Source organism: Limnohabitans sp. (genome assembly GCF_017848645.1).
In the GTDB taxonomy this organism is placed as follows: domain Bacteria; phylum Pseudomonadota; class Gammaproteobacteria; order Burkholderiales; family Burkholderiaceae_C; genus Limnohabitans_A.
This window is the reverse complement of sequence record NZ_JAFEIF010000077.1, coordinates 38,896-65,384: the sequence shown is the minus strand read 5'-3', so window position 1 is coordinate 65,384 and position 26,489 is coordinate 38,896. Positions and strand designations below refer to the sequence as shown.

General features: G+C 61.2%; 18 protein-coding genes and 4 tRNA genes. 20 read left to right on the top strand and 2 right to left on the bottom strand.

Going from position 1 to position 26,489, the window contains the following annotated elements; all coding sequences use genetic code 11:
- Positions 1–53 precede the first annotated feature (53 nt).
- The 15 genes from rplK (at position 54) to QZ190_RS16455 (ending at position 17,165) form a co-directional block, all read left to right on the top strand.
- Entirely contained in the window at positions 54–485 is a 432-nt protein-coding gene (gene rplK / locus QZ190_RS16525) for a 50S ribosomal protein L11 (protein WP_062407242.1), read from the top strand.
- Entirely contained in the window at positions 486–1,181 is a 696-nt protein-coding gene (gene rplA, locus QZ190_RS16520; protein ID WP_291918572.1) for a 50S ribosomal protein L1, read from the top strand. It begins immediately after the preceding gene.
- A 254-nt stretch (positions 1,182–1,435) separates the two neighbouring features.
- Positions 1,436–1,942, top strand: coding sequence for a 50S ribosomal protein L10 (gene rplJ / locus QZ190_RS16515; protein ID WP_291918569.1), 507 nt, complete (start codon positions 1,436–1,438; stop codon positions 1,940–1,942).
- Positions 1,943–1,982: 40 nt separating this feature from the next.
- Positions 1,983–2,357 (top strand): 50S ribosomal protein L7/L12, encoded by a 375-nt coding sequence (gene rplL / locus QZ190_RS16510; RefSeq protein WP_019428453.1) that lies wholly within the window; start codon positions 1,983–1,985, stop codon positions 2,355–2,357.
- 302 nt (positions 2,358–2,659) lie between these two features.
- On the top strand, positions 2,660–6,784 hold the full coding sequence (rpoB, locus tag QZ190_RS16505) for a DNA-directed RNA polymerase subunit beta (protein WP_291918564.1): 4,125 nt from the start codon (positions 2,660–2,662) through the stop codon (positions 6,782–6,784).
- Positions 6,785–6,807: 23 nt separating this feature from the next.
- Positions 6,808–11,022 (top strand): DNA-directed RNA polymerase subunit beta', encoded by a 4,215-nt coding sequence (gene rpoC, locus QZ190_RS16500; RefSeq protein ID WP_291918561.1) that lies wholly within the window; start codon positions 6,808–6,810, stop codon positions 11,020–11,022.
- 101 nt (positions 11,023–11,123) lie between these two features.
- On the top strand, positions 11,124–11,666 hold the full coding sequence (locus tag QZ190_RS16495) for a hypothetical protein (protein WP_291918560.1): 543 nt from the start codon (positions 11,124–11,126) through the stop codon (positions 11,664–11,666).
- A gap of 11 nt (positions 11,667–11,677) precedes the next feature.
- Positions 11,678–13,072 (top strand): 16S rRNA (cytosine(967)-C(5))-methyltransferase RsmB, encoded by a 1,395-nt coding sequence (gene rsmB / locus QZ190_RS16490; RefSeq protein WP_291918557.1) that lies wholly within the window; start codon positions 11,678–11,680, stop codon positions 13,070–13,072.
- Positions 13,029–13,667: a DUF4390 domain-containing protein gene (locus QZ190_RS16485; RefSeq protein ID WP_291918555.1), complete on the top strand. Its 639-nt coding sequence runs from the start codon at positions 13,029–13,031 to the stop codon at positions 13,665–13,667. The genes rsmB and QZ190_RS16485 overlap by 44 nt, the downstream gene beginning before the upstream one ends.
- 1 nt (position 13,668) lies before the next feature.
- Positions 13,669–15,966 carry an ATP-binding protein gene (locus QZ190_RS16480; protein WP_291918552.1) on the top strand — a complete coding sequence of 766 codons (2,298 nt, stop codon included), beginning with the start codon at positions 13,669–13,671 and terminating at the stop codon, positions 15,964–15,966.
- A 19-nt stretch (positions 15,967–15,985) separates the two neighbouring features.
- Positions 15,986–16,648 (top strand): response regulator, encoded by a 663-nt coding sequence (locus tag QZ190_RS16475; protein ID WP_291918549.1) that lies wholly within the window; start codon positions 15,986–15,988, stop codon positions 16,646–16,648.
- Between the two features lie 116 nt (positions 16,649–16,764).
- Positions 16,765–16,840: transfer RNA gene (locus QZ190_RS16470), tRNA-Phe, on the top strand.
- A 59-nt stretch (positions 16,841–16,899) separates the two neighbouring features.
- Positions 16,900–16,975, top strand: a tRNA-Asn gene (locus QZ190_RS16465).
- Between the two features lie 26 nt (positions 16,976–17,001).
- Positions 17,002–17,078: transfer RNA gene (locus QZ190_RS16460), tRNA-Asp, on the top strand.
- An 11-nt stretch (positions 17,079–17,089) separates the two neighbouring features.
- Positions 17,090–17,165, top strand: a tRNA-Gly gene (locus QZ190_RS16455).
- Between the two features lie 73 nt (positions 17,166–17,238).
- On the opposite strand, the gene QZ190_RS16450 is transcribed toward QZ190_RS16455, so the two are convergent.
- Together QZ190_RS16450 and QZ190_RS16445 are read right to left on the bottom strand one after the other, a co-directional pair.
- The gene (locus QZ190_RS16450) at positions 17,239–18,162 is read right to left on the bottom strand and encodes an MBL fold metallo-hydrolase (protein ID WP_291918547.1); all 924 of its coding nucleotides are present in this window, start codon (positions 18,160–18,162) and stop codon (positions 17,239–17,241) included.
- On the bottom strand, positions 18,159–19,844 hold the full coding sequence (locus QZ190_RS16445; protein ID WP_291918544.1) for an AMP-binding protein: 1,686 nt from the start codon (positions 19,842–19,844) through the stop codon (positions 18,159–18,161). Before QZ190_RS16445 ends, QZ190_RS16450 begins: the two co-directional genes overlap by 4 nt.
- A 159-nt stretch (positions 19,845–20,003) precedes the next feature.
- On the opposite strand from QZ190_RS16445, the gene QZ190_RS16440 reads away from it, so the two are divergent.
- The 5 genes from QZ190_RS16440 (at position 20,004) to glyS (ending at position 26,488) form a co-directional block, all read left to right on the top strand.
- Entirely contained in the window at positions 20,004–20,756 is a 753-nt protein-coding gene (locus QZ190_RS16440; protein ID WP_291918542.1) for a GNAT family N-acetyltransferase, read from the top strand.
- Between the two features lie 116 nt (positions 20,757–20,872).
- A complete protein-coding gene (locus tag QZ190_RS16435; protein ID WP_291918539.1) occupies positions 20,873–21,799 on the top strand; it encodes a CBS domain-containing protein in 927 nt (308 codons plus the stop codon).
- Entirely contained in the window at positions 21,796–23,367 is a 1,572-nt protein-coding gene (gene lnt, locus QZ190_RS16430) for an apolipoprotein N-acyltransferase (protein ID WP_291918536.1), read from the top strand. The genes QZ190_RS16435 and lnt overlap by 4 nt, the downstream gene beginning before the upstream one ends.
- A 71-nt stretch (positions 23,368–23,438) precedes the next feature.
- Positions 23,439–24,344, top strand: a complete 906-nt coding sequence (gene glyQ / locus QZ190_RS16425; RefSeq protein WP_089952531.1) for a glycine--tRNA ligase subunit alpha — start codon at positions 23,439–23,441, stop codon at positions 24,342–24,344.
- Positions 24,345–24,355: 11 nt separating this feature from the next.
- Positions 24,356–26,488, top strand: a complete 2,133-nt coding sequence (glyS, locus tag QZ190_RS16420) for a glycine--tRNA ligase subunit beta (RefSeq protein WP_291918529.1) — start codon at positions 24,356–24,358, stop codon at positions 26,486–26,488.
- Position 26,489 lies beyond the last annotated feature (1 nt).

Genomic DNA, 26,489 nt, shown 5'->3' with positions numbered 1-26,489 from the left:
GGGGAGCCCAGGACCTCACGGTCCCAAGCGTTACAACCCGCAAGGAGAAAAGCATGGCGAAAAAAATCGTCGGCTTCATCAAGCTGCAAGTGCCAGCTGGTAAAGCCAATCCATCACCACCCATTGGTCCTGCACTGGGCCAGCGTGGTTTGAACATCATGGAATTCTGCAAGGCGTTCAACGCCCAGACCCAAGGCGTCGAGCCGGGCCTGCCATTGCCTGTGGTCATCACAGCGTTTGCAGACAAGTCCTTCACCTTCATCATCAAGACGCCGCCTGCCGCGACCTTGATCAAGAAGTCCATCAAGATCGACAAGGCTTCGACCAAGCCAGGTCTGGAGAAGGTTGGCAAGATCACCCGCGCTCAGCTGGAAGAAATCGCCAAGACCAAGATGAAAGATCTGACTGCTGCCGACCTGGACGCAGCCGTTCGCACCATCGCTGGTACTGCCCGTTCCATGGGCGTGAATGTGGAGGGCGTGTAAATGTCCAAGCTCACCAAAAAACAAAAAGCCCTGGTTGGCAAAGTCGACAGCCTGAAGCTGTATGCATTGTCTGACGCGTTGACCATGGTCAAAGAGCACGCGACCGCCAAGTTCGACGAGTCCATCGATGTGGCCGTTCAACTCGGCATCGATGCCAAGAAGTCGGACCAAGTGGTGCGTGGTGCTGTCGTGTTGCCCAATGGCACCGGCAAGACCGCCCGTGTGGCCGTGTTCGCGCAAGGCGCAAAGGCTGACGAAGCCCGCGCTGCCGGTGCAGACGTGGTGGGTATGGACGACCTGGCTGCCCGCGTGAAGGCTGGCGACATGCCTTTCGACGTGGTGATCGCCGCGCCTGACGCCATGCGCGTGGTCGGTACTTTGGGTCAGATCCTGGGCCCACGTGGCCTGATGCCTAACCCCAAAGTCGGCACCGTCACCCCCGATGTGGCCACTGCTGTGCGCAATGCCAAAGCCGGTCAAGTGCAGTTCCGTGTGGACAAAGCCGGTATCGTGCATGGCACCATCGGTCGCCGTTCATTTGACACCGACAAGTTGCAAGGCAACTTGGCTGCGCTGGTGGAAGCCTTGGTCAAAGCCAAGCCTGCGACCAGCAAAGGCGTGTACCTGCGCAAAGTGGCTGTTTCGTCGACCATGGGTGTGGGCGTTCGCGTCGACACACAATCCATCTCGGCGTGATGGCAAAGATTTGAGGGGCTCACCCGAGCACCTCAATGTGGTGGGCCGTTGATCTTGCAAAAGATCGGTGGGCCATCCAAGACCGTTGGTGCACACCCTGTGTGCTTAATCAACAAAACCTCAAATTTTTTTGAGGTTTTGGGCCAACGCAGATGGCGATCCCGCTGCAGATGGATGAAGATCCAAAACAGTTGGTCGCTGCAAATAGGCGTGTTCAAGGGGCAACCCGGACAACACATATAAAGGAGTAGACCTTGAGTCTGAATCGCAGTGAGAAAGAAGCGGTCATTTCCGAAGTGACCGACCTCGCCGCTAAAGCTCAAACGCTGGTGATGGCGGAATACCGTGGCATCACGGTCGCTGACATGACAAACCTGCGCGTCAAAGCTCGCAGCCTGGGCGTTTCGCTGAGCGTGTTGAAAAACACCCTGGCCCGCCGTGCTGTGACAGGTACGCAGTTTGAAGTTGTCGCCGACCAGATGACCGGTCCGCTGATCTATGGCTTCTCTGAAGATGCAGTCGCCGCCGCGAAAGTGGTGGCCGAATTCGCGAAAACCAACGACAAGTTGGTCATTCGCGCAGGTGCATTTGCAGGCAAGGCCCTGGACGTCAACGGCGTGAAGCAATTGGCAAGCATCCCTTCGAAAGAAGTTTTGTTGGCTCAGTTGTGTGGCTTGCTGATGTCGCCAATGTCCCGCACCGCTGTGGTGTTGGGTGCTCTGGCGGCCAAAAAAGGCGAAGGCGAAGCTGTTGCCGCTTGAGGCCAGCGTTCGTGTTTTAACCAATTGTTAGGAAATAAAAATGGCATTCGATAAAGACGCATTTTTGACCGCGCTGGACAGCATGACGGTCATGGAACTCAACGACCTGGTGAAAGCCATCGAAGAGAAGTTTGGCGTGAGCGCTGCCGCCATGGCCGCTCCTGCTGCTGCTGGTGGCGGTGCTGCTGCTGCTGCAGAAGAGAAGACTGACTTCAACGTCATGTTGCTCGAAGCCGGCGCCAACAAAGTGTCCGTGATCAAAGCAGTGCGCGAAATCACTGGCCTGGGCTTGAAAGAAGCCAAAGACCTGGTTGACGGCGCACCCAAAGCAGTCAAAGAAGGCCTGCCAAAGGCTGACGCTGAAGCTGCCAAGAAGAAGCTGGAAGAAGCTGGCGCCAAGGCCGAACTGAAGTAATTCGGTTTTGTTCCAAGGCTGGAGTGTCCGAAAGGGCCTCCAGCCTTTGGTGCTTGAAGAGCACACCGAAAAGTGGATTGAACCCAGTCTGCTTTCCAGTGTTTTAGCGAAACACCGGAAAGTGGATTTGAACAAGTCTACTTTCCAGTGTTTTCTGACCCGACTGCAGAAAACCCTTGGTACGGGTTGCGTGCAATGCGCAATCGTCCGCCAACGCTGGTAGAGGCCAGCCGCCAAGACCGTTGAGAGAGTGCAACAGCTCGCTCAACACCCAGTTCTGAAAGATCAAGCCCGGAGATCTCATGGCCTATTCATACACCGAACGCAAGCGAATCCGCAAAAGTTTCGGCAGCCGCGAAAGCGTGCTCGAAGTCCCTTACCTGCTGCAAATGCAAAAAGACGCGTACACGTCCTTCTTGCAGGCAGGTGTGGTTTCATCCAAACGCACACATGAAGGCCTACAGGCCGCATTCGAGTCGGCATTTCCCATCGTGTCCCACAACGGTTTTGTGGAGATGAAGTTCGTCGAGTACAACCTGGCCAAGCCAGCGTTTGATGTGCGCGAGTGCCAAACCCGTGGCTTGACCTTCTCGTCGGCCGTGCGTGCCCGCGTGCAACTCATCATTTATGACCGTGACTCCTCCACCTCTCAAAACAAGGTGGTCAAGGAAGTCAAAGAGCAAGAAGTCTACATGGGCGAAGTGCCTTTGATGACCGACAAAGGCTCCTTCATCATCAACGGCACTGAGCGCGTGATCGTGTCTCAGTTGCACCGCTCGCCGGGTGTGTTTTTCGAGCACGACAAGGGCAAGACCCACAGCTCGGGCAAGCTGCTGTTCTCGGCACGCATCATCCCTTACCGCGGCTCTTGGCTCGATTTCGAATTCGACCCGAAAGACATCCTGTACTTCCGCGTCGACCGTCGCCGCAAGATGCCGGTGTCCATCCTGCTCAAGGCCATTGGCCTGAACCCCGAGTCGATCCTGGCGAACTTCTTCGTCAACGACAACTTCCGACTGATGGACAGCGGTGCGCAAATGGAATTTGTGGCAGAGCGTCTGCGCGGCGAAGTGGCCCGTTTTGACATCACCGACAAGTCCGGCAAAGTGGTGGTCGCCAAAGACAAGCGCATCACGGTGCGCCACACGCGTGAGCTGGAGCAGTCTGGCACCACGCACGTCAGCGTGCCCGAAGACTTCCTGATTGGACGCGTGGTGGCTCGCAGCATCGTCGAAGCCGACACAGGCGAGATCCTGGCCAAGGCCAACGAAGAGTTGACCGAAGCCTTGCTGAAAAAATTGCGCACCGCCGGTGTGCAGGACCTGCCTTGCATCTACACGAACGAACTCGATCAGGGCGCGTACATCTCGCAAACCCTGCGCATCGACGAAACCGTGGACGAATTCGCTGCACGCGTGGCCATCTACCGCATGATGCGCCCTGGCGAGCCGCCAACCGAAGACGCGGTACAAGCCCTGTTCCAGCGCTTGTTCTACAACCCCGACACCTACGATCTGTCGCGTGTGGGCCGCATGAAGTTCAACGCGCGTGTGGGCCGTGGTGAGTCCACAGGCCCCATGGTGCTGACCAACGAAGACATCCTGGCTGTGGTCAAGATTCTTGTGGACCTGCGCAACGGCAACGGCGAAGTCGATGACATCGACCACTTGGGCAACCGCCGCGTGCGTTGCGTGGGTGAATTGGCCGAGAACCAATACCGCACCGGTTTGGCGCGTATCGAAAAAGCCGTCAAAGAACGTTTGGGTCAAGCCGAGCAAGAGCCGCTCATGCCGCATGACCTGATCAATTCCAAGCCGATTTCTGCGGCCTTGAAAGAGTTCTTCGGTGCATCCCAGCTGTCGCAGTTCATGGACCAGACCAACCCGCTGGCCGAGATCACCCACAAGCGCCGTGTTTCGGCACTTGGCCCAGGTGGTTTGACCCGCGAGCGTGCAGGCTTCGAAGTGCGTGACGTGCACGTGACCCACTACGGTCGTGTGTGTCCGATTGAAACGCCTGAAGGTCCGAACATCGGCCTGATCAACTCACTGGCCTTGTACGCCCGCCTGAACGAGTATGGTTTCATTGAAACCCCGTACCGCCGTGTGGTCGAAGGCAAAGTGACAATGGACATCGACTACCTGTCGGCCATCGAAGAAGGCAAGTACGTCATCGCCCAGGCCAACGCCGCGTTGGACAAAGACGGCAAGCTGACCGGTGACCTCGTGTCTGCCCGCGAAAAAGGTGAATCCATTCTGTGTGGTGCCGAACGCATCCAGTATATGGACGTGTCGCCTGCCCAGATCGTGTCTGTTGCTGCCTCGCTGGTGCCATTCTTGGAGCACGACGACGCCAACCGCGCTTTGATGGGTGCCAACATGTCGCGTCAGGCCGTGCCTGTGCTGCGTCCTGAAAAGCCCATGGTCGGCACCGGCATCGAGCGCGTTGCAGCGGTCGACTCCGGCACCGTGGTCACTGCCACGCGTGGCGGCATCGTGGACTATGTGGACGCGACCCGCATCGTGATCCGCGTGAACGACGCTGAAGCTTTGGCTGGCGAAGTGGGTGTGGACATCTACAACCTGATCAAGTACCAGCGTTCCAACCAGAACACCAACATCCACCAGCGCCCCATCGTCAAGCGTGGCGACAAGCTGGCCAAGGGTGACGTGATCGCCGACGGCGCATCGACCGACCTGGGCGAGATCGCCATCGGTCAGAACATGTTGATCGCTTTCATGCCCTGGAACGGCTACAACTTCGAAGACTCGATTTTGATCAGCGAGCGCGTGGTGGCCGAAGACCGCTACACCTCGATCCACATCGAAGAACTCGTGGTCATGGCCCGTGACACCAAGTTGGGTGCCGAAGAAATTTCGCGCGACATCCCCAACCTGTCCGAGCAGCAACTGGGCCGTCTGGACGACTCCGGCATCATCTACGTGGGTGCCGAAGTGCAACCCGGCGATGTGCTGGTGGGCAAGGTCACACCCAAAGGTGAAACCACCCTCACGCCCGAAGAAAAACTGCTGCGCGCCATCTTCGGCGAAAAAGCCAGCGATGTGAAAGACACCTCACTGCGCGTGGACCAGGGCTCTCAAGGCACTGTGATCGACGTGCAGGTCTTCACCCGCGAAGGCATCGTGCGCGACAAGCGTGCCCAGCAGATCATCGACGACGAACTCAAGCGTTTCCGCCTGGACCTGAACGACCAGCTGCGCATCGTGGAAGCCGACGCCTTTGACCGCATCGAGAAACTGCTGGTGGGCCGCGTGGCCAACGGTGGCCCGCAAAAGCTGGCCAAAGGCACCAAGCTCGACAAGGCCTACATGGAGTCGGTGGACAAGTTCCATTGGTTCGACATTCGCCCGGCCGAAGACGATGTGGCCATGCAACTCGAGTCCATCAAGAACTCGCTGGAGCAGACCCGTCACAGCTTCGACTTGTCGTTTGAAGAAAAGCGCAAGAAGCTCACCCAAGGCGACGAGTTGCCCGCTGGTGTGCTCAAAATGGTCAAGGTCTACCTGGCCGTCAAGCGCCGCTTGCAGCCCGGTGACAAGATGGCCGGTCGTCACGGCAACAAGGGTGTGGTCTCCAAGATCGTGCCCGTCGAAGACATGCCCTTCATGGCCGACGGCACACCCGCCGACATCGTGTTGAACCCCTTGGGCGTGCCTTCGCGCATGAACGTGGGTCAGGTGCTCGAAGTCCACCTGGGCTGGGCAGGCAAAGGCATTGGCCAACGCATTGGCAACATGCTGCAAGCCGAAACCCAGCGCATGGAAAAGATTGCCGAGCTGCGCAAGCTGTTCGAGCAGCTCTACAACAGCATGGGCCGCAAGGAAGACTTGTCGCAATTGAGCGATGACGAAGTGCTGGACATGGCGGGTAACCTCAAAGAGGGCTTCCCCTTTGCCACGCCCGTGTTCGACGGTGCGGCTGAAGAAGAAATCCGCGCCATGCTGCACCTGGCTTATCCGGAAGACCTGGCCAAAGCCAAAGGTTTGACGGCTACCCGCACCCAAGCCAATTTGTTTGACGGCCGCACGGGCGAAGCCTTTGACCGTCCAACCACCATTGGCTACATGCACTTCTTGAAACTGCACCACTTGGTGGACGACAAGATGCACGCCCGCTCGACCGGTCCTTACAGCTTGGTCACGCAGCAGCCGCTGGGTGGTAAGGCGCAGTTCGGTGGTCAGCGCTTCGGTGAGATGGAAGTGTGGGCACTGGAGGCGTATGGCGCTTCTTACGTTTTGCAAGAAATGCTCACCGTCAAGTCGGACGACGTGCAAGGCCGTACCAAGGTGTACGAGAGCATTGTCAAAGGCGAACACTCTATCGAAGCGGGCATGCCCGAATCGTTCAACGTGCTGGTCAAGGAAATCCGTTCGCTGGGCCTTGACATCGAGCTCGAGCGTTCTTAATTCACAGGCAAAGGATTCAAACCATGAAATCACTACTCGACCTGTTCAAGCAGTTCACGCCCGATGACCATTTCGATGCCATCCGCATCGGCTTGGCATCGCCCGAGAAGATCCGTTCCTGGTCTTTTGGCGAAGTGAAAAAGCCTGAAACCATCAACTACCGAACCTTCAAGCCCGAGCGCGACGGTCTGTTTTGCGCCAAAATTTTTGGCCCTATCAAAGACTACGAATGCCTGTGCGGCAAGTACAAGCGCCTCAAGCACCGCGGCGTGATCTGCGAGAAGTGCGGCGTTGAAGTCACACAAACCAAAGTGCGTCGCGAGCGCATGGGTCACATCGATCTGGCCGCACCTTGCGCCCACATCTGGTTCCTGAAGTCATTGCCGTCTCGTTTGGGCCTGGTGCTCGACATGACTTTGCGTGACATCGAACGCGTGCTGTACTTTGAAGCCTATGTGGTGACCGACCCGGGCATGACCCCGCTGAAGAAATTCGGCATCATGTCCGAGGACGATTACGACGCCAAAGTCAAAGAGTACGGCGACGAATTCGTGGCCAAGATGGGCGCCGAGGGCATCAAGGAATTGCTGCAAGGCATCGACATCGAAAGCGAAATCGAGCGCCTGCGCGGTGACCTGACCGGCTCCGAACTCAAGGTCAAGAAAAATTCCAAGCGCCTCAAGGTGCTGGAAGCGTTCAAGAAGTCGGGCATCAAGCCCGAGTGGATGGTGCTCGAAGTGCTGCCCGTGTTGCCACCGGACCTGCGTCCTTTGGTGCCACTGGACGGCGGCCGCTTTGCGACCTCCGACCTGAACGACCTGTACCGCCGCGTGATCAACCGCAACAGCCGTCTGCGCCGTTTGCTGGAACTCAAAGCGCCCGAGATCATCGCGCGCAACGAAAAGCGCATGTTGCAAGAAGCCGTGGACAGCTTGCTGGACAACGGCCGCCGCGGCAAGGCCATGACCGGCGCCAACAAGCGGGCCCTGAAGTCTTTGGCCGACATGATCAAAGGCAAGAGCGGTCGTTTCCGTCAGAACTTGCTGGGCAAGCGGGTGGACTACTCCGGTCGTTCCGTGATCACCGTGGGTCCAACTCTTAAGCTGCACCAGTGCGGTTTGCCCAAGCTGATGGCGATTGAGCTGTTCAAGCCCTTCATCTTTGCGCGTCTCGAAGCCATGGGCATCGCGACCACCATCAAGGCCGCCAAGAAGGAAGTCGAAGCCGGCACCCCCGTGGTGTGGGACATCCTGGAAGAGGTCATCAAAGAGCACCCCGTCATGCTCAACCGTGCGCCGACGCTGCACCGTTTGGGTATTCAGGCTTTTGAGCCCTTGCTGATCGAAGGCAAAGCCATCCAGTTGCACCCCCTCGTTTGCGCGGCCTTCAACGCCGACTTCGACGGTGACCAGATGGCCGTTCACGTGCCTTTGTCGGTCGAAGCGCAAATGGAAGCCCGCACCCTGATGCTGGCTTCGAACAACATCTTGTTCCCTGCATCGGGCGAGCCGTCCATCGTTCCATCGCAAGACGTGGTGCTGGGCTTGTACTACGCCACACGTGACCGCATCAACGCCAAAGGCGAAGGCCTGATCTTCTCCGACATCGGTGAAGTGCAGCGCGCCCTGGACGCCAATGCTGTGGAGTTGACCGCCAAGATCAACGTGCGCATGACGGAGTGGACGAAAGACAAGGCCACGGGCGAATTCAGCTCGTCGGTGTCGATGGTGGAAACCACCGTGGGCCGTGCCTTGTTGTCCGAGATCCTGCCCAAGGGCCTGCCTTTCAGCAACCTGAACAAGGCGCTGAAGAAGAAGGAAATCTCCAAGCTGATCAACACGTCTTTCCGCAAGTGCGGCTTGAAAGAGACCGTGGTGTTTGCCGACAAGTTGCTGCAAAACGGTTTCCGTTTGGCCACTCGCGCCGGTATCTCGATCGGCATCGACGACATGTTGGTGCCGCCTGAGAAGCCCGCCATCATCGAAGCGGCCGAAAAAGAAGTCAAAGACATCGAGCAGCAATACGTCTCCGGTCTGGTGACCGCTGGCGAGCGCTACAACAAGGTCGTTGACATCTGGGGCAAAGCCGGTGACGTCGTCTCCAAGGTGATGATGGACCAGCTGCGCAAAGAGCGCACCATTGACCGCCACGGCAACGAAGTCGACCAGGAATCGTTCAACTCGATTTACATGATGGCCGACTCCGGTGCGCGCGGCTCTGCAGCGCAGATTCGCCAGTTGGCCGGTATGCGCGGTCTGATGGCCAAGCCAGACGGCTCCATCATCGAGACCCCCATCACGGCGAACTTCCGTGAGGGTCTGAACGTGTTGCAGTACTTCATCTCGACACACGGTGCACGTAAAGGTCTGGCCGACACGGCTTTGAAGACGGCCAACTCAGGTTACCTGACCCGTCGTTTGGTGGACGTGACCCAAGACTTGGTCGTGACCGAGCTCGATTGCGGCACCACCGACGGCTCGCTGATGCGCGCCATCGTCGAAGGCGGTGAAGTGATCGAATCGCTGCGTGACCGTATCCTGGGCCGTACCGTCGTCGAAGACGTCCTGCACCCAGAAAACCGTGCGGTGCTGGCCGAAGCGGGCGTCTTGCTTGATGAAGACATGCTCGACGAACTCGAAGCCGCTGGCGTGGACGAAGTCAAAGTGCGCACAGCGCTGACTTGCGCCACACGTTTCGGCTTGTGCGCCAAGTGCTATGGCCGCGATCTGGGCCGTGGCGGCTTGGTCAACAACGGCGAAGCGGTCGGTGTGATTGCTGCCCAGTCGATTGGCGAACCCGGCACCCAGCTGACCATGCGGACGTTCCACATCGGTGGTGCGGCTTCGCGTGCCGCTGTGGCCTCCAGCGTGGAAGCCAAGTCCAACGGCACCATTGGTTTCAACGCCACCATGCGTTATGTGACCAACAGCAAAGGTGAGTTGGTGGTGATTTCCCGCTCCGGCGAGATCGTCATCACCGAGCACGGCCGTGAGCGCGAGCGCCACAAAGTGCCCTACGGTGCCATCTTGTCGGTCAAGGCCGACCAGACCATCAAGGCTGGTGCCATTTTGGCCAACTGGGACCCGCTGACACGTCCGATCATCACCGAGTACGCTGGTACCGTGAAGTTCGAAAACGTCGAAGAAGGCCTGACTGTGGCCAAGCAGCTCGACGAAGTGACCGGCTTGTCGACCCTGGTGGTCATTGACCCCAAGCGCCGTGGCGCAGCCAAGGTCATTCGCCCACAGGTCAAGCTGATCGATGCGGCTGGTAAAGAAGTCAAGATCCCTGGCACCGACCACTCGGTGACCATCGGCTTCCAGATCGGCTCGCTGATCCAGGTGCGCGACGGCATGGACGTGGGCCCTGGCGAAGTGCTGGCCCGTATCCCGGTCGAAGGTCAAAAGACCCGAGACATCACCGGCGGTCTGCCCCGTGTGGCCGAACTGTTTGAAGCCCGCACACCCAAAGACAAGGGCATGCTGGCCGAGATCACTGGCACCGTGTCGTTCGGCAAGGAAACCAAAGGCAAGGTCCGCTTGCAGATCACCGACCCAGAAGGCAAGGTCTGGGATGAACTGATCCCCAAGGAAAAGAACATCCTGGTGCACGAAGGCCAAGTGGTCAACAAGGGCGAGAGCATTGTGGACGGCCCGGCCGATCCACAAGACATCTTGCGCCTGCTGGGCATCGAAGAGCTGGCCCGCTACATCGTGGACGAAGTGCAGGACGTTTACCGCTTGCAAGGCGTGAAGATCAACGACAAGCACATCGAAGTGATTGTTCGTCAGATGCTGCGCCGCGTGGTGGTCGAGAACATCGGCGACTCCAACTACATTTCCGGTGAGCAGGTGGAGCGCTCCGAAATGCTCAACACCAACGACGCCTTGCAGCGCGACGGCAAGATCCCCGCGACCTTCAGCAACTTGTTGCTGGGTATCACGAAGGCCTCCTTGTCGACCGACTCGTTCATCTCGGCCGCTTCCTTCCAGGAAACGACCCGCGTGTTGACCGAAGCGGCCATCATGGGCAAGCGCGACGAGCTGCGTGGCCTGAAGGAAAACGTGATCGTGGGTCGCTTGATACCTGCCGGTACCGGCTTGGCTTACCACCAGGCACGCAAAGTCAAGGACGCCATGGACGACGCCGAGCGCCGTGCCATTGCCGAAGCCGAAGCTGCGGACTTGGCCGGTGACACGGCTGAGGACACCGTCACCGACGCTGGCGAAGCCGCCTGAGCGACGCGTTCACCGCTTGAGCGGTGAGCCCATTCAGCCCCTGTACCGCCATGTGGACAGGGGCTGTTCTTTTTGGACAATGACCCTGCGAGGAATGCAACATGGGTGCTCTGGTGGTGGGCGTAGTGCTGGCTTTGTGCCTGTTTTGGTCGGTGGGTGCGCATAACCGTTTGGTGCGTTTGCGCGCCGAAGTGGTGCGCCAATGGAGCAGTGTGGACGCTGTTTGGCTGCGCCTGTTGGTGCGTTTGCAAGGGGGGTTGGCGGCGCGGCAAAGCCTGGTGGGCGAGGCCGAAGCGCAAGAGTTGCTGGCGGTGCAGGCTGCCAGTGACCAGATGCTCGAAGCCCTCACGCAAGCCCGCATGCAGCCCCTGGACGAAGCGGTGCTCAAGCAGGTGATCAGTCAGCACCTGCAGCTGGTCAGTGAAATCCGCTTGCTGCAGCAGCAAGCCCCAGAGGCCATCCGCCCCGATCTGGACATTGCCCTGAACCGCATGCGCCAAACCTTGCCCGCAGCCATGATTCCTTACCATGTGGCAGTCGGGGCCTACAACGACGCTTTGGACATGCGCCCGGCTTCGTGGCTGGCGCGGCGTTTGAACTTCAAACCCGCTGTTCGCTTGGACCTGACCATGGCCTCTACCTGAGATACGCTGCCATGAACCACAAGCCTCCAAGCCAGAAGAAAAACCCCAACAGCCCTCCAGCTGCCCATCAAGGCACCGCCGCGTCCGTGCCTTTGTCGCGGCAGCTGCAAGCCACGGCAGCGGTGGTCCAAGCGGTGCGGGCTGGGCGTTCCCTGACCACCGAATTGGCCAAGGTGTCGCCCGATCTGCGCCCGGGTGTCCAGGCCCTCACCTTTCAGGTGATGCGTCAACTGGGGCGGGCCATGGCGCTGCGCGAGCGTTTGGCCAGCAAGGCACCGCCCCCAGCGGCCGACGCCTTGTTGTGCACGGCGCTGGCCTTGGGCTGGCAGGGCGAAGATGCACCATACCCTGTGCACACCTTGGTCAACCAAGCGGTCGATGCCGCACGGCAACAAAGACAGACCCAGGCCCAAAGCGGTTTCATCAACGCCTGTTTGCGCCGTTTTCTGCGCGAGCGTGAGGCCTTGGTGGCAGACACCGACAGCGACCCCCAGGCACGCTGGAATCATCCGCGCTGGTGGGTGGCCCGTGTGCAGGACGAATACCCCGAAGACTGGGAAAAATTGCTGGACATGGCGCAAGAGCCGGCCCCCATGAGCTTGCGCGTGGACACCCGTCACCACAGCGTGGTCGATTACCAGGCGCAGTTGCTGGCCATGGGTTTGGCAGCCAAGCCGGTCGGTGCAACGGGTTTGCAACTCGAGCGTGCGGTGCCCGTGCACCAGCTGCCTGGTTTTGGGCTGGGCCATGTGTCGGTGCAAGACGCCGCCGCGCAAGTGGCCGCCCCCTTGCTGCTGCAAGGCCGCGAGGCGGAGAAGGCCTGGCGCATTCTGGATGCCTGCGCCGCACCAGGGGGCAAAACAGGCCACCTGCTGGCTTGCTACCCCAACGCCCAGGTCATGGCGCTGGATGTGGACGCCGCGCGGTGCCAGCGCATCGAGGACAACCTGCAACGCCTGGGCACACAGGCCCAGGCGCGTGCCCTGGTGCGTGCTGCCGATGCCGCCCAGCCTGCGCAGTGGTGGGACGGTGTGGCCTTTGACGCGATCTTGCTCGATGCGCCCTGCACTGCTTCTGGCATCGTGCGCCGACACCCCGATGTGCGCTGGCTGCGACGCCCAGGCGACAGCGCGCAACTGGCCCAAACGCAGGCCCAACTGCTCAAGGCCCTGTGGCCCTTGCTCGCTCCGGGTGGACGTTTGCTGTACTGCACCTGCTCGGTTTTCCGCTCAGAGGGAGAAGACACCGTGCAAGCGTTTCTTCAGCGCAACACAGATGCAAGAATGCTGCCCTCACCAGGACATTTGATACCCGGCAAAATACCCACAGGCCTTCCTGTCGAGCACAATGCATTGGGTGAACATGACGGTTTCTATTACGCACTGCTGGAGAAGGATCGGGATTGAGCTGGGTGCTTGGTTGGCCCGGGCTTTGCTCGTGGCATTGCTGGGCCTGAGCAATGCATGGTCGCAAACCTCCAGCGTGGAGCTGACCGAGCTCATGCCGGTGCGCAAAGACAATGCCTTGCTGCTCAATGCCCAGCTGAAGCTGGAACTCGGCCCGGCCGTGGAAGACGCCCTCATTAAAGGCCTGGCGGTGCATTTCGTGGTCGAAGCCGAGGTGTTGCGAGACCGCTGGTACTGGACCGACAAAAAAATCGGCGCGGCCAGCCGTTATTACCGGCTGGCCTTTCAACCCTTGACCCGCCGCTGGCGCCTGAATGTCTCCAGCGAGCCGATTTCAGGCACAGGCTTGGCGGGCAGCATTTCACAGAACTTCGAAACCCTGGCCGAGGCCTTGAGCGTGATCCGGCGTCAATCGGCCTGGAAAATCGCCGATGCCCAGAGCCTGGACCCCGATGCCCGCCAACGCCTGCGCTATGACTTCAGACTCGATGTCTCGCAGCTGCCCCGTCCTTTCCAGATTGCAGCCGGCAACCAGGCCGACTGGAACCTGCAGGTCATCAAGACCTTGCGCCTGAGCGAAGAGCTGGTGCGCTGACATGGCCTGGCTCAAAGCCTCCCGCGAGCCATTGACCGAGCGGCCCTCGCGAACCAGCCGCTGGCTGATGGTGGTGGGTGCCCTGAGTGTGGCCGTCATCGGCATTGGCTTGCTGGTGCTCATGACGCAGGCCACGGGTAACCGCGAGCGATACAACCAGAACTACGAATGGCTGGTGATCATCAACGCGGTGGTGGCCAGTGGTTTGTTGATCACCATCTTGTGGGGCATGGTGCGCTTGTTGCGCAGCTTGTACAAAGGCCAGTTCGGCTCACGCTTGTTGGTCAAGCTGGCAGGCATCTTTGCGCTGGTGGGTGTCATCCCCGGTTTGCTCATCTATGTGGTGTCTTACCAGTTCGTCTCGCGCTCGATTGAAAGCTGGTTCGATGTGAAGGTGGAAGCGGCTTTGGTGGCTGGCCTGAACCTGGGGCGTGCCACCCTGGACACCTTGAGTGAGGACCTGAGCAAACAAGGCCGTGCCGCTGCCGCCAACTGGGCAGAAGCGAGCGAACTCAACCCGGCCCTGGCGGCCGAAAAAATCCGCACACAACTGGGTGCCAGCGATGTGGCCATCTGGAGCTTGGGCGGGCAAATGGTGGCCAGTGCGGGGCCTTCGCGCTTTCAACTGAGGACCGACCGTCCCACACCCCAGCAACTGCGCGAAGCGCGTCAAAACGGGAGCCTGGCCTGGGTGGAGGGGCTTGACGAAGCCATTCCCGGGGGGGACAAGGGCCGCATCAAGGTCTTGGTGCTGTTTCCGCAGTGGAGCCTGGCCTTGAGCGAAGACCGGCGTTTGCTGATGGTGACCCAAGAGCTGCCCCCCACACTGGTCAACAACGCATTGGAAGTGCAAGCGGCCTACCGCGAATACCAGGAGCGGGCCCTGGCCCGTGACGGTCTGCGGCGCATGTACATCGGCACACTCACGCTGAGCTTGTTCCTGGCCGTGCTGGGGGCCATCTTGTTGGCTGTCTTGCTGGGCAACCAACTGGCGCGGCCCTTGCTGCTGCTGGCCCACGGCATGCGCCAGGTGGCGGCCGGAGACTTGCGGCCCAAACTGGCGCTGCAAGGCAAAGACGAGCTGGGTGGCCTGACCCGCTCGTTTGCCGACATGACCCAACAGCTGGCCGACGCCCGCGCCAGCGGAGAGCGCAGCCTGAGCCAGCTTGACCAGGCCAGAAGCAAACTGCAAACCATCCTGGACAACCTCACGGCCGGGGTCATGGTGCTGGACGCACAGGGCACCATCGTGTCGGCCAACCCTGGGGCCACACGCATCTTGCGCGTGCCGGTCTGCGCCCACGAAGGCCAGGGCCTGCAAGGCCTGCCTGGTCTGATGGCTTTCGCGCAAGAGGTGGATGCGCAATTCAAGGCCTTGCACGCCGGCACCGACGCGCACGAGTTGGATCATTGGCAAAAATCTTTTGACATCCACGCCGCAGGCCAAGGGCTGAGCCAGACCGGCGTGACACTGCTGGCACGCGGGGCCGTCTTGCCCGACGGCATGCGCTTGCTGGTGTTCGACGACATCTCGGAAATCGTTTCGGCCGAACGCGCCCAGGCCTGGGGCGAAGTGGCCCGCCGCTTGGCGCACGAAATCAAGAACCCCTTGACACCCATTCAGCTGTCGGCCGAGCGCCTGCAAAGACGCCTGATCGGCAAACTGGAAGCCCAAGACGACGCGGTGCTGGCCAAATCGGTCAAAACCATCGTCGACCAGGTGGAAGCCATGAAGCGCCTGGTCAACGAATTCCGCGACTACGCGCGTTTGCCAACGGCAGAGCTCAAGCCGCTGCAACTCAATGCGCTGGTCAACGATGTGCTGGCCCTCTATGCCAGCGAGCCGCACGACAGCGTGGCCCGGGCCCAAGTGATCACCGAGCTCGATGCCGCATGCCCCGCCATCCTGGGTGACGAACAACAGTTGCGCCAGGTCATCCACAACCTGTTGCAAAACGCGCAAGACGCTTGCGAGGCCCGAGGCCAAGGCCTGGCCACAGCCCGCGTGCGCGTGCGCACCGAGTGGCGTGCGCAGCGACAGCGGGTGCGCTTGACGGTGACCGACACCGGCCCCGGCTTTGCCCCCAACATCTTGCAGCGGGCCTTCGAGCCCTATGTCACCACCAAGGCTAAAGGCACGGGCCTGGGCCTGGCGGTGGTCAAAAAAATCGCCGACGAACACGGTGCCCGCATCGACATGGCCAACGTGCAAGAGGGCGGTGACATTCAAGGCGCTCAAGTCTCGTTATCATTCGCAGTGGCGCAAACCGCACAGGGGCTGGAACAGCCCCCTTCATGAACAGAGACAAAACAGGCATATGGCAAATATATTGGTGGTGGACGACGAGCTGGGCATTCGCGACCTGCTCTCAGAAATCCTCTTCGACGAGGGTCACCAGGTCGAGCTTGCCGAAAACGCTGCGCAAGCGCGCGAGGCCCGCCAGAACATGCGCCCCGACCTCGTGTTGCTCGACATCTGGATGCCCGACACCGACGGGGTGAGCCTGCTCAAGGAGTGGGCTGCCAATGGCTTGCTGAACATGCCCGTGATCATGATGAGCGGCCACGCAACCATCGACACCGCCGTAGACGCCGTCAAGATTGGCGCACACGCCTTTCTGGAAAAGCCCATCACCTTGCAAAAACTGCTCAAGGCGGTTGAGCAAGGCCTGGCCCGCGACCAAGTGCAGCAAGCCATGTTGGCCGCCAGCCCTCCCCCGCCGCCCAGCGTGTTGTCCATGTCCACGGTGGTCGCCACCGAAAACGTTTCGGCACCTGACGTGCAACAAAGCTTTGAACTCGACCGTCCGTTGCGCGAAGCGCGTGACGCTTTCGAAAAAGCCTACTTTGAATTCCACCTGGCCCACGAAGGCGGCTCCATGACCCGTGTGGCCGAAAAAACCGGGCTCGAACGCACCCACCTGTACCGCAAGCTCAAGCAACTCGGCGTGGACCTCACACGCAGCAAACGCAGCCATTGATGGGCCGCTGCCGTCGCGACCTCACCATGCCGGGCATTGGCGAGACACTGAAACGCATTAATTTTTGAAGCCCGTGCTCTGGCGCACGCAAAAGACCTGCTAGAATTCAAGGCTCAGGCCCGGTAGCTCAGTTGGTAGAGCAGCGGATTGAAAATCCGCGTGTCGGCAGTTCGATTCTGCCCCAGGCCACCAAGATCAAACGTCGTAGAAATGCAGATTTCTACGACGTTTTCTTTTCAAGTCATCCTTGTTCCTCAATAGCTCAGTCGGTAGAGCGCCGGACTGTTAATCCGTAGGTCCCTGGTTCGAGCCCAGGTTGAGGAGCCACTCGGTTCATGACGAGAAGACTGCCAGGAGTGGTAGTTCAGTTGGTTAGAATACCGGCCTGTCACGCCGGGGGTCGCGGGTTCGAGTCCCGTCCACTCCGCCAAAGTGATGTTTGCGGGAATAGCTCAGTTGGTAGAGCGCAACCTTGCCAAGGTTGAGGTCGCGAGTTCGAGCCTCGTTTCCCGCTCCAGATTCAAGCCCCTCAGGTTTCGGCCTGAGGGGTTTTGTTTTTGGGCTTTGTATAAGGGCTGTGTCTTGGGGCTTCACGCGTCGTGCAGCACGCCATCCACCTCTTGCATGGCCCCGCTGCGCGCCAGCTCGGCCAGCATCATGTCGAGCCAGACGCGCTGGCTGTGGCCTTGGCCAAAGCGCTGGTGCAGCTCAAGCATGTAGGGCACTTTCATGGCCCAGTCGCTGAATTCGGCACGCGAGATTTGGCCCCATTCGAGCAATTTGAATTTGAGCAGCACCTTGGTGCCGTAGCGCGCATGCCGCTCGGGGTTTTGCGCAAAGCCTTCAAGTTTGCTGCGGGCCAGGGCCAGTGCAGGGGCCACTTCGGTGAAGACCGCGCCGTGCCCCGGGATGATGGTGGCGGGGTCGAGCCGCTCGATCAGGTCCAGGGTTTGCGCCACTTCGTCAAAGGCGGCCACGCCCGCCAATTCGGGAAACACCACACCAAAGCCGTTTTGCCAGAGCGCATCGGCCGACATCAACAGGCGGTGTTCGGGCGCAAACAAGATGACCGAGTGGGGGTCGTGCCCGGGGGCGGCGTGCACTTGCCAGTCCATGTCGGCCCAGCGGTGGGTGCTGCCCGGTTGCAGCAAACCGGTGAAGGCAAAGGCGGGGCAGTTCTGGCCTGTGGGTTGGTAGCTCAGCTCGTCCTCGCGCCAATGCTGCACCGCTTGCGACAGGCCCGGCGGGATCCAGGTTTTCAGGGCCGGGTAATGCGCTTGCAGGGCTTGGTTGCCGCCGCAGTGGTCGCTGTGCAGGTGGGTGTTGGCCAGTTGGTCCAGTGTGCGGCCTTGCAGGGCGTGCTGCACCAGGGCCAGGGTTTGGGCCTGGTGGGTAACGTAGCCGCTGTCGACCAAGGTGGCGCTGTGCGCGTCCTGCAGCAGCACGTTGTTGGCCGACAGCCAGCCGCGCTCGAACACGCGCACGCCTGGCGGCAATGTGCTGGGCGAACTCATTTGGCGCTGCGCAGATCGCGGCGAAGGATCTTGCCCACGTTGGATTTGGGCAGCTCGTCGCGGAACTCGATGTATTTGGGGCGCTTGTAGCCGGTGAGTTTGTCCTGGCAAAAACGCGACACGGCCTCTTCGGTCAGCATCGGGTCGTTGCGCACCACAAACACCTTGATGGTTTCGCCTTGCATGGCGTCGGGGATGCCCACGGCTGCGCACTCGACCACGCCGGGGCAGGTCGAGATCAGGTTTTCCAGCTCGCTGGGGAAGACGTTGAAGCCACTGACGATGATCATGTCCTTTTTGCGGTCCACGATGCGGGTGAAGCCTTGCTCGTCCATGATGCCGATGTCGCCCGTGCGCATGAAGCCGTCGGCGGTGAAGGTCTTGGCGTTTTCGGCGGGCTGGTTGAAGTAACCGGTCATGACGTTGGGGCCACGAATGCAGATTTCGCCCGAGCTGCCTACGGGCAGGCTTTGGCCCTCGTCGTCCTTGATGGCGATGTCGATGCCCGGCAGGGGCAGGCCGATGTTGCCGCTGAAGGTCTTTTGTGTGACCGGGTTGTTGGTGCCAATCGCGCAGGTCTCGCTCATGCCCCAGCCTTCGATCATGGCGCTGCCAGTGGCTTTTTGCCAGTGATGGGCCGTGCCTTCGGAGGCGGCCATGCCGCCCGCCTGGGTGAGCTTGAGCGAGGAAAAATCGATCGTCTTGAACATCGGGTGCTGCATCAGCGCGTTGAACAGCGTGTTCACCCCGGGCAGCACATGAAAGGGGCGCTGCTTGAGCACTTCGATGAACTTGGCGAAGTCACGCGGGTTGGGCACCAGCGTGATGTATGAGCCTTGGCGGATGGCCAGCAAACACAGCGTGAGCGCGAAGATGTGGTAGAGCGGCAAAGCTGCGATGTTGTTCACCTTGCGCAGGTCGGGCACATCGGCCAGAGCCGGCGAAAACCAGCCTTCGGCCTGCAAGATGGCCGCCACCACGTTGCGGTGGGTCAGCACCGCGCCTTTGGACAGGCCGGTGGTGCCGCCCGTGTATTGCAAGAAAGCGATGTCGTCCATGCTTTGCGCCGTCGGGCGCAGGTTCATGCCGCGACCTTGGGCAAGGGCTTTGTTGAACGGGGTGACGGTGCGCCCGCCGCTCAGGGGCAGCTCAAACGGGGGCACCATTTTGGCCAAGTGACGCACGGCAAAACTCAACCAGCGGCCGTTGATGGGGCCCAGCAAATCGCCAATCGAAGCCAGCACCACATGCTGCACTGCGGTGCGTTCGATCACGTCCTGCAAGGTGGCCGCGAAGTTTTCCAGAATCACGATGGCCGTGGCCCCGGAGTCCTTGAGTTGGTGCTCCAGCTCACGGGCGGTGTAGAGGGGGTTGACGTTCACGCAGGTGTAGCCGGCCCGCAAAATGGCCGCCATGGTCACCGCAAACTGGGGCAGGTTGGGCAGCATGATGGCCACCCGGCTGCCGGGCTCCAGGCCTTTGCTTTGCAGCCAGGCCCCCAGCGCGGTGGACAATTCGTCGAGCTGCTTGTAGCTCATCCAGCGGTTCATGCAGACCGAAAACGGGTTGTTGCCGTGTTCGTGGAATGCCCGCTCCAGCAAGTCGGTCAGGCTTTTGTACTGAGTGGTGTCGATGTCGTGGGGCACACCGGGCGGGTAATTCTTGAGCCAGATACGTTCCATGCGCTTGTCTCCTGTAGAGCTGCATTGTCACCAGCTCCGGGCGGGGCCGACACAGGGCAAGTCCTGAGAGGTGGGCTCGGCGGTCTCACAGGCGACAAAACCCGAGGGGTTCAGGGCCAGGCAAATGGGTGCAAAATGGGGTTAACCCTAGGCGTCGACATGAACACCCCCTCTGAAACGCGTACCAACCGATTCACTTCGCTGCTTCGCCAGTGGTGGCGAAGCGCGTTTGGTGCAGCCGATGTGGGGCCATCGGCCCCGGCCGGGGTGGCCCGCAAGAGCCCCAGCTGGGTGCCCATCCGCTCACTCTCGCCGCGCCACAAGCCGCGCATCGTGCGGCATTTGCAGGCCCTGCCCGCCCAAGACCGTTACCTGCGCTTTGGCTACGCCGCCACCGACGAGCAAATTGACCGCTACGTGCAGGGTCTGAACTTTGTGCGGGACGAGATTTTCGGGGTCTTCAACCGCCGCCTGGAGCTGGTGGCTATGGCGCACCTGGCCTATTCGGTCGACCCGCAATGGGCCACTTGCGCCGAGTTTGGTGTGTCGGTGTCGCCGCACCAACGCGGCAAAGGCCTGGGGGCCAAATTGTTTGGCCATGCGGTGATGCACGCCCGCAACCAGGGCGTGAGCCTGTTGTTCATCCACGCGCTGAGCGAAAACGTGGCCATGCTCAAGATTGCGCGCCACGCCGGTGCCGCGGTGCAGCGCGATGGCAGCGAGAGCGAGGCCTACCTTTCCTTGCCGCAAGCCACCTTGGACAGCCAGCTCAGCGGCCTGATGCAAGAGCAAATGGCCGAGCTGGACTACCAGCTCAAAATGCAGGCCCACCAGTTTCGCCAGTGGTTGGCCACGGTGCAAGAAATCCGCCAGGGCGTGCGCGATGCCCGCGACAGCTCGCGCGGGCCTTGAGGGGTGCCTGAGTCGGCCGTTCACAGGCCGTTCGCAGTTCAGGTGTCGGTGGCCGTTCATCCAAATCCGCTATCCTTGTAGTTTGTTCACTACAGCATGTCCTGCCAGCTTTGACCGTGTCTGACCCCTATCCTGCGCGCCACGCCGAGCGCGAAGACAAGCGAAGTTTTCTGCAAAAACTGGCGGAGTTCATCCACCCCGGACCCGATTCGGCCGATGAGCTGATCGAGACCCTGGCCGAGGCCGAGGACAACCAGATCATCAACACCGAGAGCCGTTTGATGATCGAGGGCGTGATCCGCATGGCCGACATGACCGCCAGCGATGTGATGCTGGCTGCCCCGCGCATGGACTTGCTGAACATCGAAGACCCCGTGGACGAGTTGCTGCACCTGGTGATCGACACCGGGCATTCGCGCTTTCCTGTTTATGAGGGCGAACGCGACAACATCATCGGCATCTTGCTGGCCAAAGACCTGCTCAAACTGCAGCGTGCGCCTGAGTTGAACATCCGCGCATTGCTCCGCCCGGCGGTGTTTGTGCCCGAGAGCAAGGGCCTGAACGATCTGCTGCGGCAGTTCCGCGACAACCGCAACCACCTGGCCATCGTGATTGACGAGTTCGGCCGCACGGCCGGGCTGATCACCATCGAGGATGTGCTCGAACAAATCGTGGGCGAGATCGAGGACGAGTTCGACATCGCCGACGACGCGGGTGATATTTTTGGCTTGCCCGATCGCAGCTTCAGGGTCAGTGGCGACACCGCCATCGAGCGCGTGGACGAAGCTTTTGGCGTGGATTTGCGGCAGGCGCGGCAGGCCGATGACGACCACGATTTCGACACCTTGGGCGGCTTGATTGCCCATGAGATGGGCCATGTGCCGCACCGGGGCGAAAGCTTCGAGCTGGCAGGCCTGCGCTTTGTGGTCTTGCACACGCGCGCCGGAGCGGTGCGCTGGTTCAAGGTGTCGCCCATGCCCGCAGCAGGCGCTGAAGAACCCGGCAGCCCGGGCCGCACGCCTGCACCCGGGCCCGCTGCATGAGCGGCTTGCGGCCACGCGCGCTGGCTTGGCAGACCGTCTGGCCCGCGATGGCCGGTGCCGCGCAGGCCGCGTCCATCGCCTGGCCGGGCAGTGGCCAGGCCCTGGGTTGGTTGCAGGTTTTGAGTTTGATGCTGTTGGCGGCGGGCCTGGCGCGTCTCACGCAGGCGTCTTTCTCTCGGGGCCGCGAGGCCCATCCCCTCAAACGGGCGGCCTGGTTTGGTGGCGTGTTTGCCACTGCCTGGTTGGCGGGGAGTTTTTGGTGGCTGTATGTGTCCATGCACCAGGTGGGGGGCTTGCCCGCGCCCTTGGCCGTGCTGGCCGTGCTGGCGCTGGCGACGGCGCTGGCGCTGTATTACGCCGCTGCTTCGGCGGTCTGGGTGGGCCTGGCGCGGGGCCTGGTGGCCGAGCGGCCGGGTTGGGCCAGCGCTTTGTTTGCGGCGGTGTGGACCTTGGCCGAACTCATGCGCGGGCGCTGGCTCACGGGTTTTCCGTGGGGGGCCGGGGGCTATGCGCATGTGGATGGCACTTTGGTCGCCTTCGCGCCTTGGGTGGGGGTGTACGGCATGGGGGCTGTGGCCGCCTGGCTGGCCATGCGCCTCGCGCTGGCGGGCTGGCGCTTGCGGGCGCTCAAGCCACTGATCGGCGTGGGCCTTGCCGCTTGGGCTTTGCAGGCCTTTGGGCCGGTGTTCACCACGTCTGCCGGTCAGGGCCAGGTGCAGTTGCTGCAAGCCAATATTTCGCAGACCGACAAGTTCCAGGCAGCCAGCGGCGTGCGCGATGCCCTGCAGTGGTACGACGCGCAGTTGCGCGCCAGCCAGCAGCCCCTGGTGGTGGCCCCCGAGACCGCCATTCCCCTGCTGCCGCGCCATTTGCCAGAGGGGTACTGGTCTGGCTTGCAGGCCCATTTTGCGCAACCGGGCCGCCCTGTGGCCTTGGTGGGCCTGCCTTTGGGCAGCCTGGAGCAGGGCTATAGCAACTCGGTGGTGGCGCTGGGGCCGCAGGGCGCTGCGCCCTACCGCTATGACAAGTCGCACCTGGTGCCCTTTGGCGAGTTCATGCCGCCGGGTTTTGCGTGGTTCATCCGCATGATGAACATCCCTTTGGGCGATTTCAAACCGGGCGGCTGGGACCAGGCTTCTCTGGTCTGGCAAGGCCAGCGTCTGGCCCCCAACGTGTGTTACGAAGACCTGTTTGGCGAGGAACTGGCCCTGCGTTTCAAAGACCCGGCCACCGCGCCCACGGCCTTGGTGAATGTGAGCAACATCGCCTGGTTTGGCGACACCCTTGCGGTGGACCAGCACCTGAACATCTCGCGGCTGCGGGCCATGGAGCTGGGCCGCCCCATGCTGCGCGCCACCAACACCGGGGCCACCGCCATCATCGACCACACGGGCCGCGTGACCGACCAGTTGCCCCGTTTCACCCGGGGCAGCCTGACGGGCACTTTTGACGGGCGTCATGGCCTCACGCCCTTTGCCCGCTGGGCCAGTGGCTGGGGTTTGGCCCCCCTGTGGGCGCTGTGCTGTGTGGTGGTGGCTTGGGCTTTTTGGCAGCGGCAAAGGCCGTAAAATCAAGGGTTCGCGCAAAACTTGCGCCCTTCCCTAACCCTGGCCAGCTCGCTGCTGGCAATGCTTCGGCCATGTTGACCTTCCAGCAAATCATTCTCAAATTGCAGCAGTACTGGGACGCCCAGGGCTGCGCCTTGCTCCAGCCCTACGACATGGAAGTCGGCGCGGGCACCAGCCACACCGCCACGTTTTTGCGCGCCATCGGCCCCGAGCCGTGGAAAGCCGCCTATGTGCAGCCCAGCCGCCGCCCCAAGGACGGCCGCTACGGCGAGAACCCCAACCGCCTGCAGCACTACTACCAGTTTCAGGTCGTTTTGAAGCCAGCTCCCAGCAACATCCTGGAGCTGTATTTGGGCAGTCTGGAAGCGCTGGGCTTTGACCTGAAGAAAAACGACATCCGCTTCGTCGAAGACGATTGGGAAAACCCCACGCTCGGCGCCTGGGGCCTGGGCTGGGAGGTGTGGTTGAACGGCATGGAAGTCACGCAGTTCACTTACTTCCAGCAAGTCGGCGGCATCGACTGCAAGCCGATCACGGGCGAGATCACCTACGGTCTGGAGCGTCTGGCCATGTATTTGCAAGGCGTGGACAACGTCTACAACCTGCAATGGACCGACGGTTTGACCTACGGCGACGTGTACAAACAAAACGAGGTCGAGCAATCGACCTACAACTTCGAGCACAGCGATGCCGAGTTTTTGTTCACCGCCTTTGGCGCGCACGAAAAACAGGCCCAGCACCTGATGGGTGCACAGCTGGCACTGCCTGCCTACGAGCAAGTGCTCAAGGCCGCGCACACCTTCAACCTGCTGGACGCGCGTGGCGCGATCAGCGTGACCGAGCGCGCCGCTTACATCGGCCGCATCCGCAACCTGGCCCGCAGCGTGGCCCAGAGCTATTACGAAAGCCGCGAACGTCTGGACTTCCCGATGGCCCCGCGTGAATGGGTTGCCCAAATGCCCAAGAAAGCCGCGTGAGGGAGAACAACATGACGACACAAAATTTGCTGGTAGAACTGTTTGTGGAAGAGCTGCCGCCCAAGGCGCTCAACAAGTTGGGTGCGGCGTTTTCGGGCGTGCTGGCCGAACAACTCAAGGCCCAGGGCCTGGCCGCTGCCGACGCGGTGGTGACGGCCTTTGCCTCGCCCCGCCGCCTGGCCGCGCATGTGACGGGCGTGGCCGCACATGCCGCCGACAAGGCCGTGCAGCAAAAGCTGATGCCCGTGGCCGTGGGCCTGGACGCAGCGGGCAACGCCACCCCCGCCTTGCTGAAAAAACTGCAAGCGCTTGGGGCCGACGTGAGCGACCCGGCAGCCGCTGTGGCGGCGCTCAAGCGCGCACCCGACGGCAAAGCCGAAGCCCTGTTTTACGACAGCATCGTTAAAGGCGCTTCGCTGCAAGCTGGGCTGCAAAAAGCTTTGGAAGAAGCGCTGGCCAAGCTGCCGATTCCCAAGGTCATGCAGTACCAACTGGAAACCGATTGCGAGTTGCCAGGCTGGAGCAGCGTGAACTTTGTGCGCCCTGCACACAGTCTGATCGCCTTGCATGGTTCCACCGTGGTGCCGGTCAAGGCGCTGGGCCTGACGGCAGGCAACAGCACCCAAGGCCACCGCTTTGAGGCCAAGGTCTCGCCCGTGCTCTTGCCGCACGCTGACCAATACGACGAAGTGCTCAAGCGCGACGGCTCGGTGATCGCCAGCTTTGCCGAGCGCCGCGCCGAGATCGTGCGCCAGCTGCAAGCGGCGGCTGCCAAGGTGGGTGGTGGTTGCCAACCGATTGAGGATGACGCCTTGCTGGACGAAGTGACCGCGCTGGTCGAACGCCCCAATGTGCTGACTTGCCAATTCGAGACCGAGTTCTTGGGTGTGCCGCAAGAGTGCCTGATCCTCACGATGAAGGCCAACCAGAAATACTTCCCCTTGATCGATGCATCGGGCAAGCTGACGAACCGCTTCTTGGTGGTGAGCAACATCAGCCCCGACGACGCTTCGTTCGTGATTGGCGGCAACGAGCGCGTGGTGCGCCCGCGCCTGGCCGATGCCAAATTCTTCTTCGACCAAGACCGCAAAAAGACGCTCGAATCGCGCGTCGAAGGCCTGTCCAAAGTGGTCTACCACAACAAGCTGGGCACCCAAGGCGAGCGCATGGCGCGGGTTTGCGCCATCGCCAAAGCCATTGGCCAGCAAGTGGGTGGCGATGCGCTGGCGCAGCAAGCCGAGCAGGCGGCCCGCCTGGCCAAGACCGATTTGCTGACCGACATGGTTGGCGAGTTCCCTGAGCTGCAGGGCATCATGGGCGGTTACTACGCCCGCCACGATGGCCTGACCACTGAAGTGGCCGAGGCCATCGAAGACCATTACAAACCGCGCTTTGCGGGCGACGACTTGCCGCGCAACAACGTGGGCCTGGTGGTGGCTTTGGCCGACAAGCTCGAAACCCTGGTGGGCATGTTCGGCATTGGCAATGTGCCCACGGGCGACAAAGACCCGTTTGCGCTGCGCCGCCATGCCTTGGGCGTGATCCGCATGCTGATCGAAAAAGACGTGGCGCTGGGCTTGCCTGAATTGTTGGCCCTGTCGACGCCCGTGTTTGGCGACAAGATTTCGGGAAACGCAGAGGCACTGATCGACTTCATCTACGACCGTTTGTCTGGCAGCCTGCGCGAGCAAGGCTTCAGCGCGCAAGAGGTCGATGCCGTCATGGCCCTGCGCCCGGCCCGTTTGGGTCAGGTTAACCAGTTCCTGTCAGCCGTGCGCGCCTTTGCTGCGCTGCCTGAGAGCCCCGCGCTCGCCGCCGCCAACAAGCGCATCGGCAACATCCTGAAAAAAGCCGGTGAGGTGGATGCTCACGTCAACCCCGCCTTGCTGCAGGAAGAGGCCGAGAAAGGCCTGTACGCCGTGATGCAAAGGCTGCTGCCCGAATCCGAGGCGCAGTTCAAGGCGGGCGACTACACCGCCAGCCTGCAAACCCTGGCCGCGCTGCGCGCCCCAGTGGACGCTTTCTTTGACGATGTGATGGTCAACGCCGAAGAAATGGACCTGCGCCTGAACCGCCAGGGCCTGCTCAAGTCGCTGCATGTGGCCATGAACCGCGTGGCCGATTTGTCGCGTTTGGCGGCCTGAT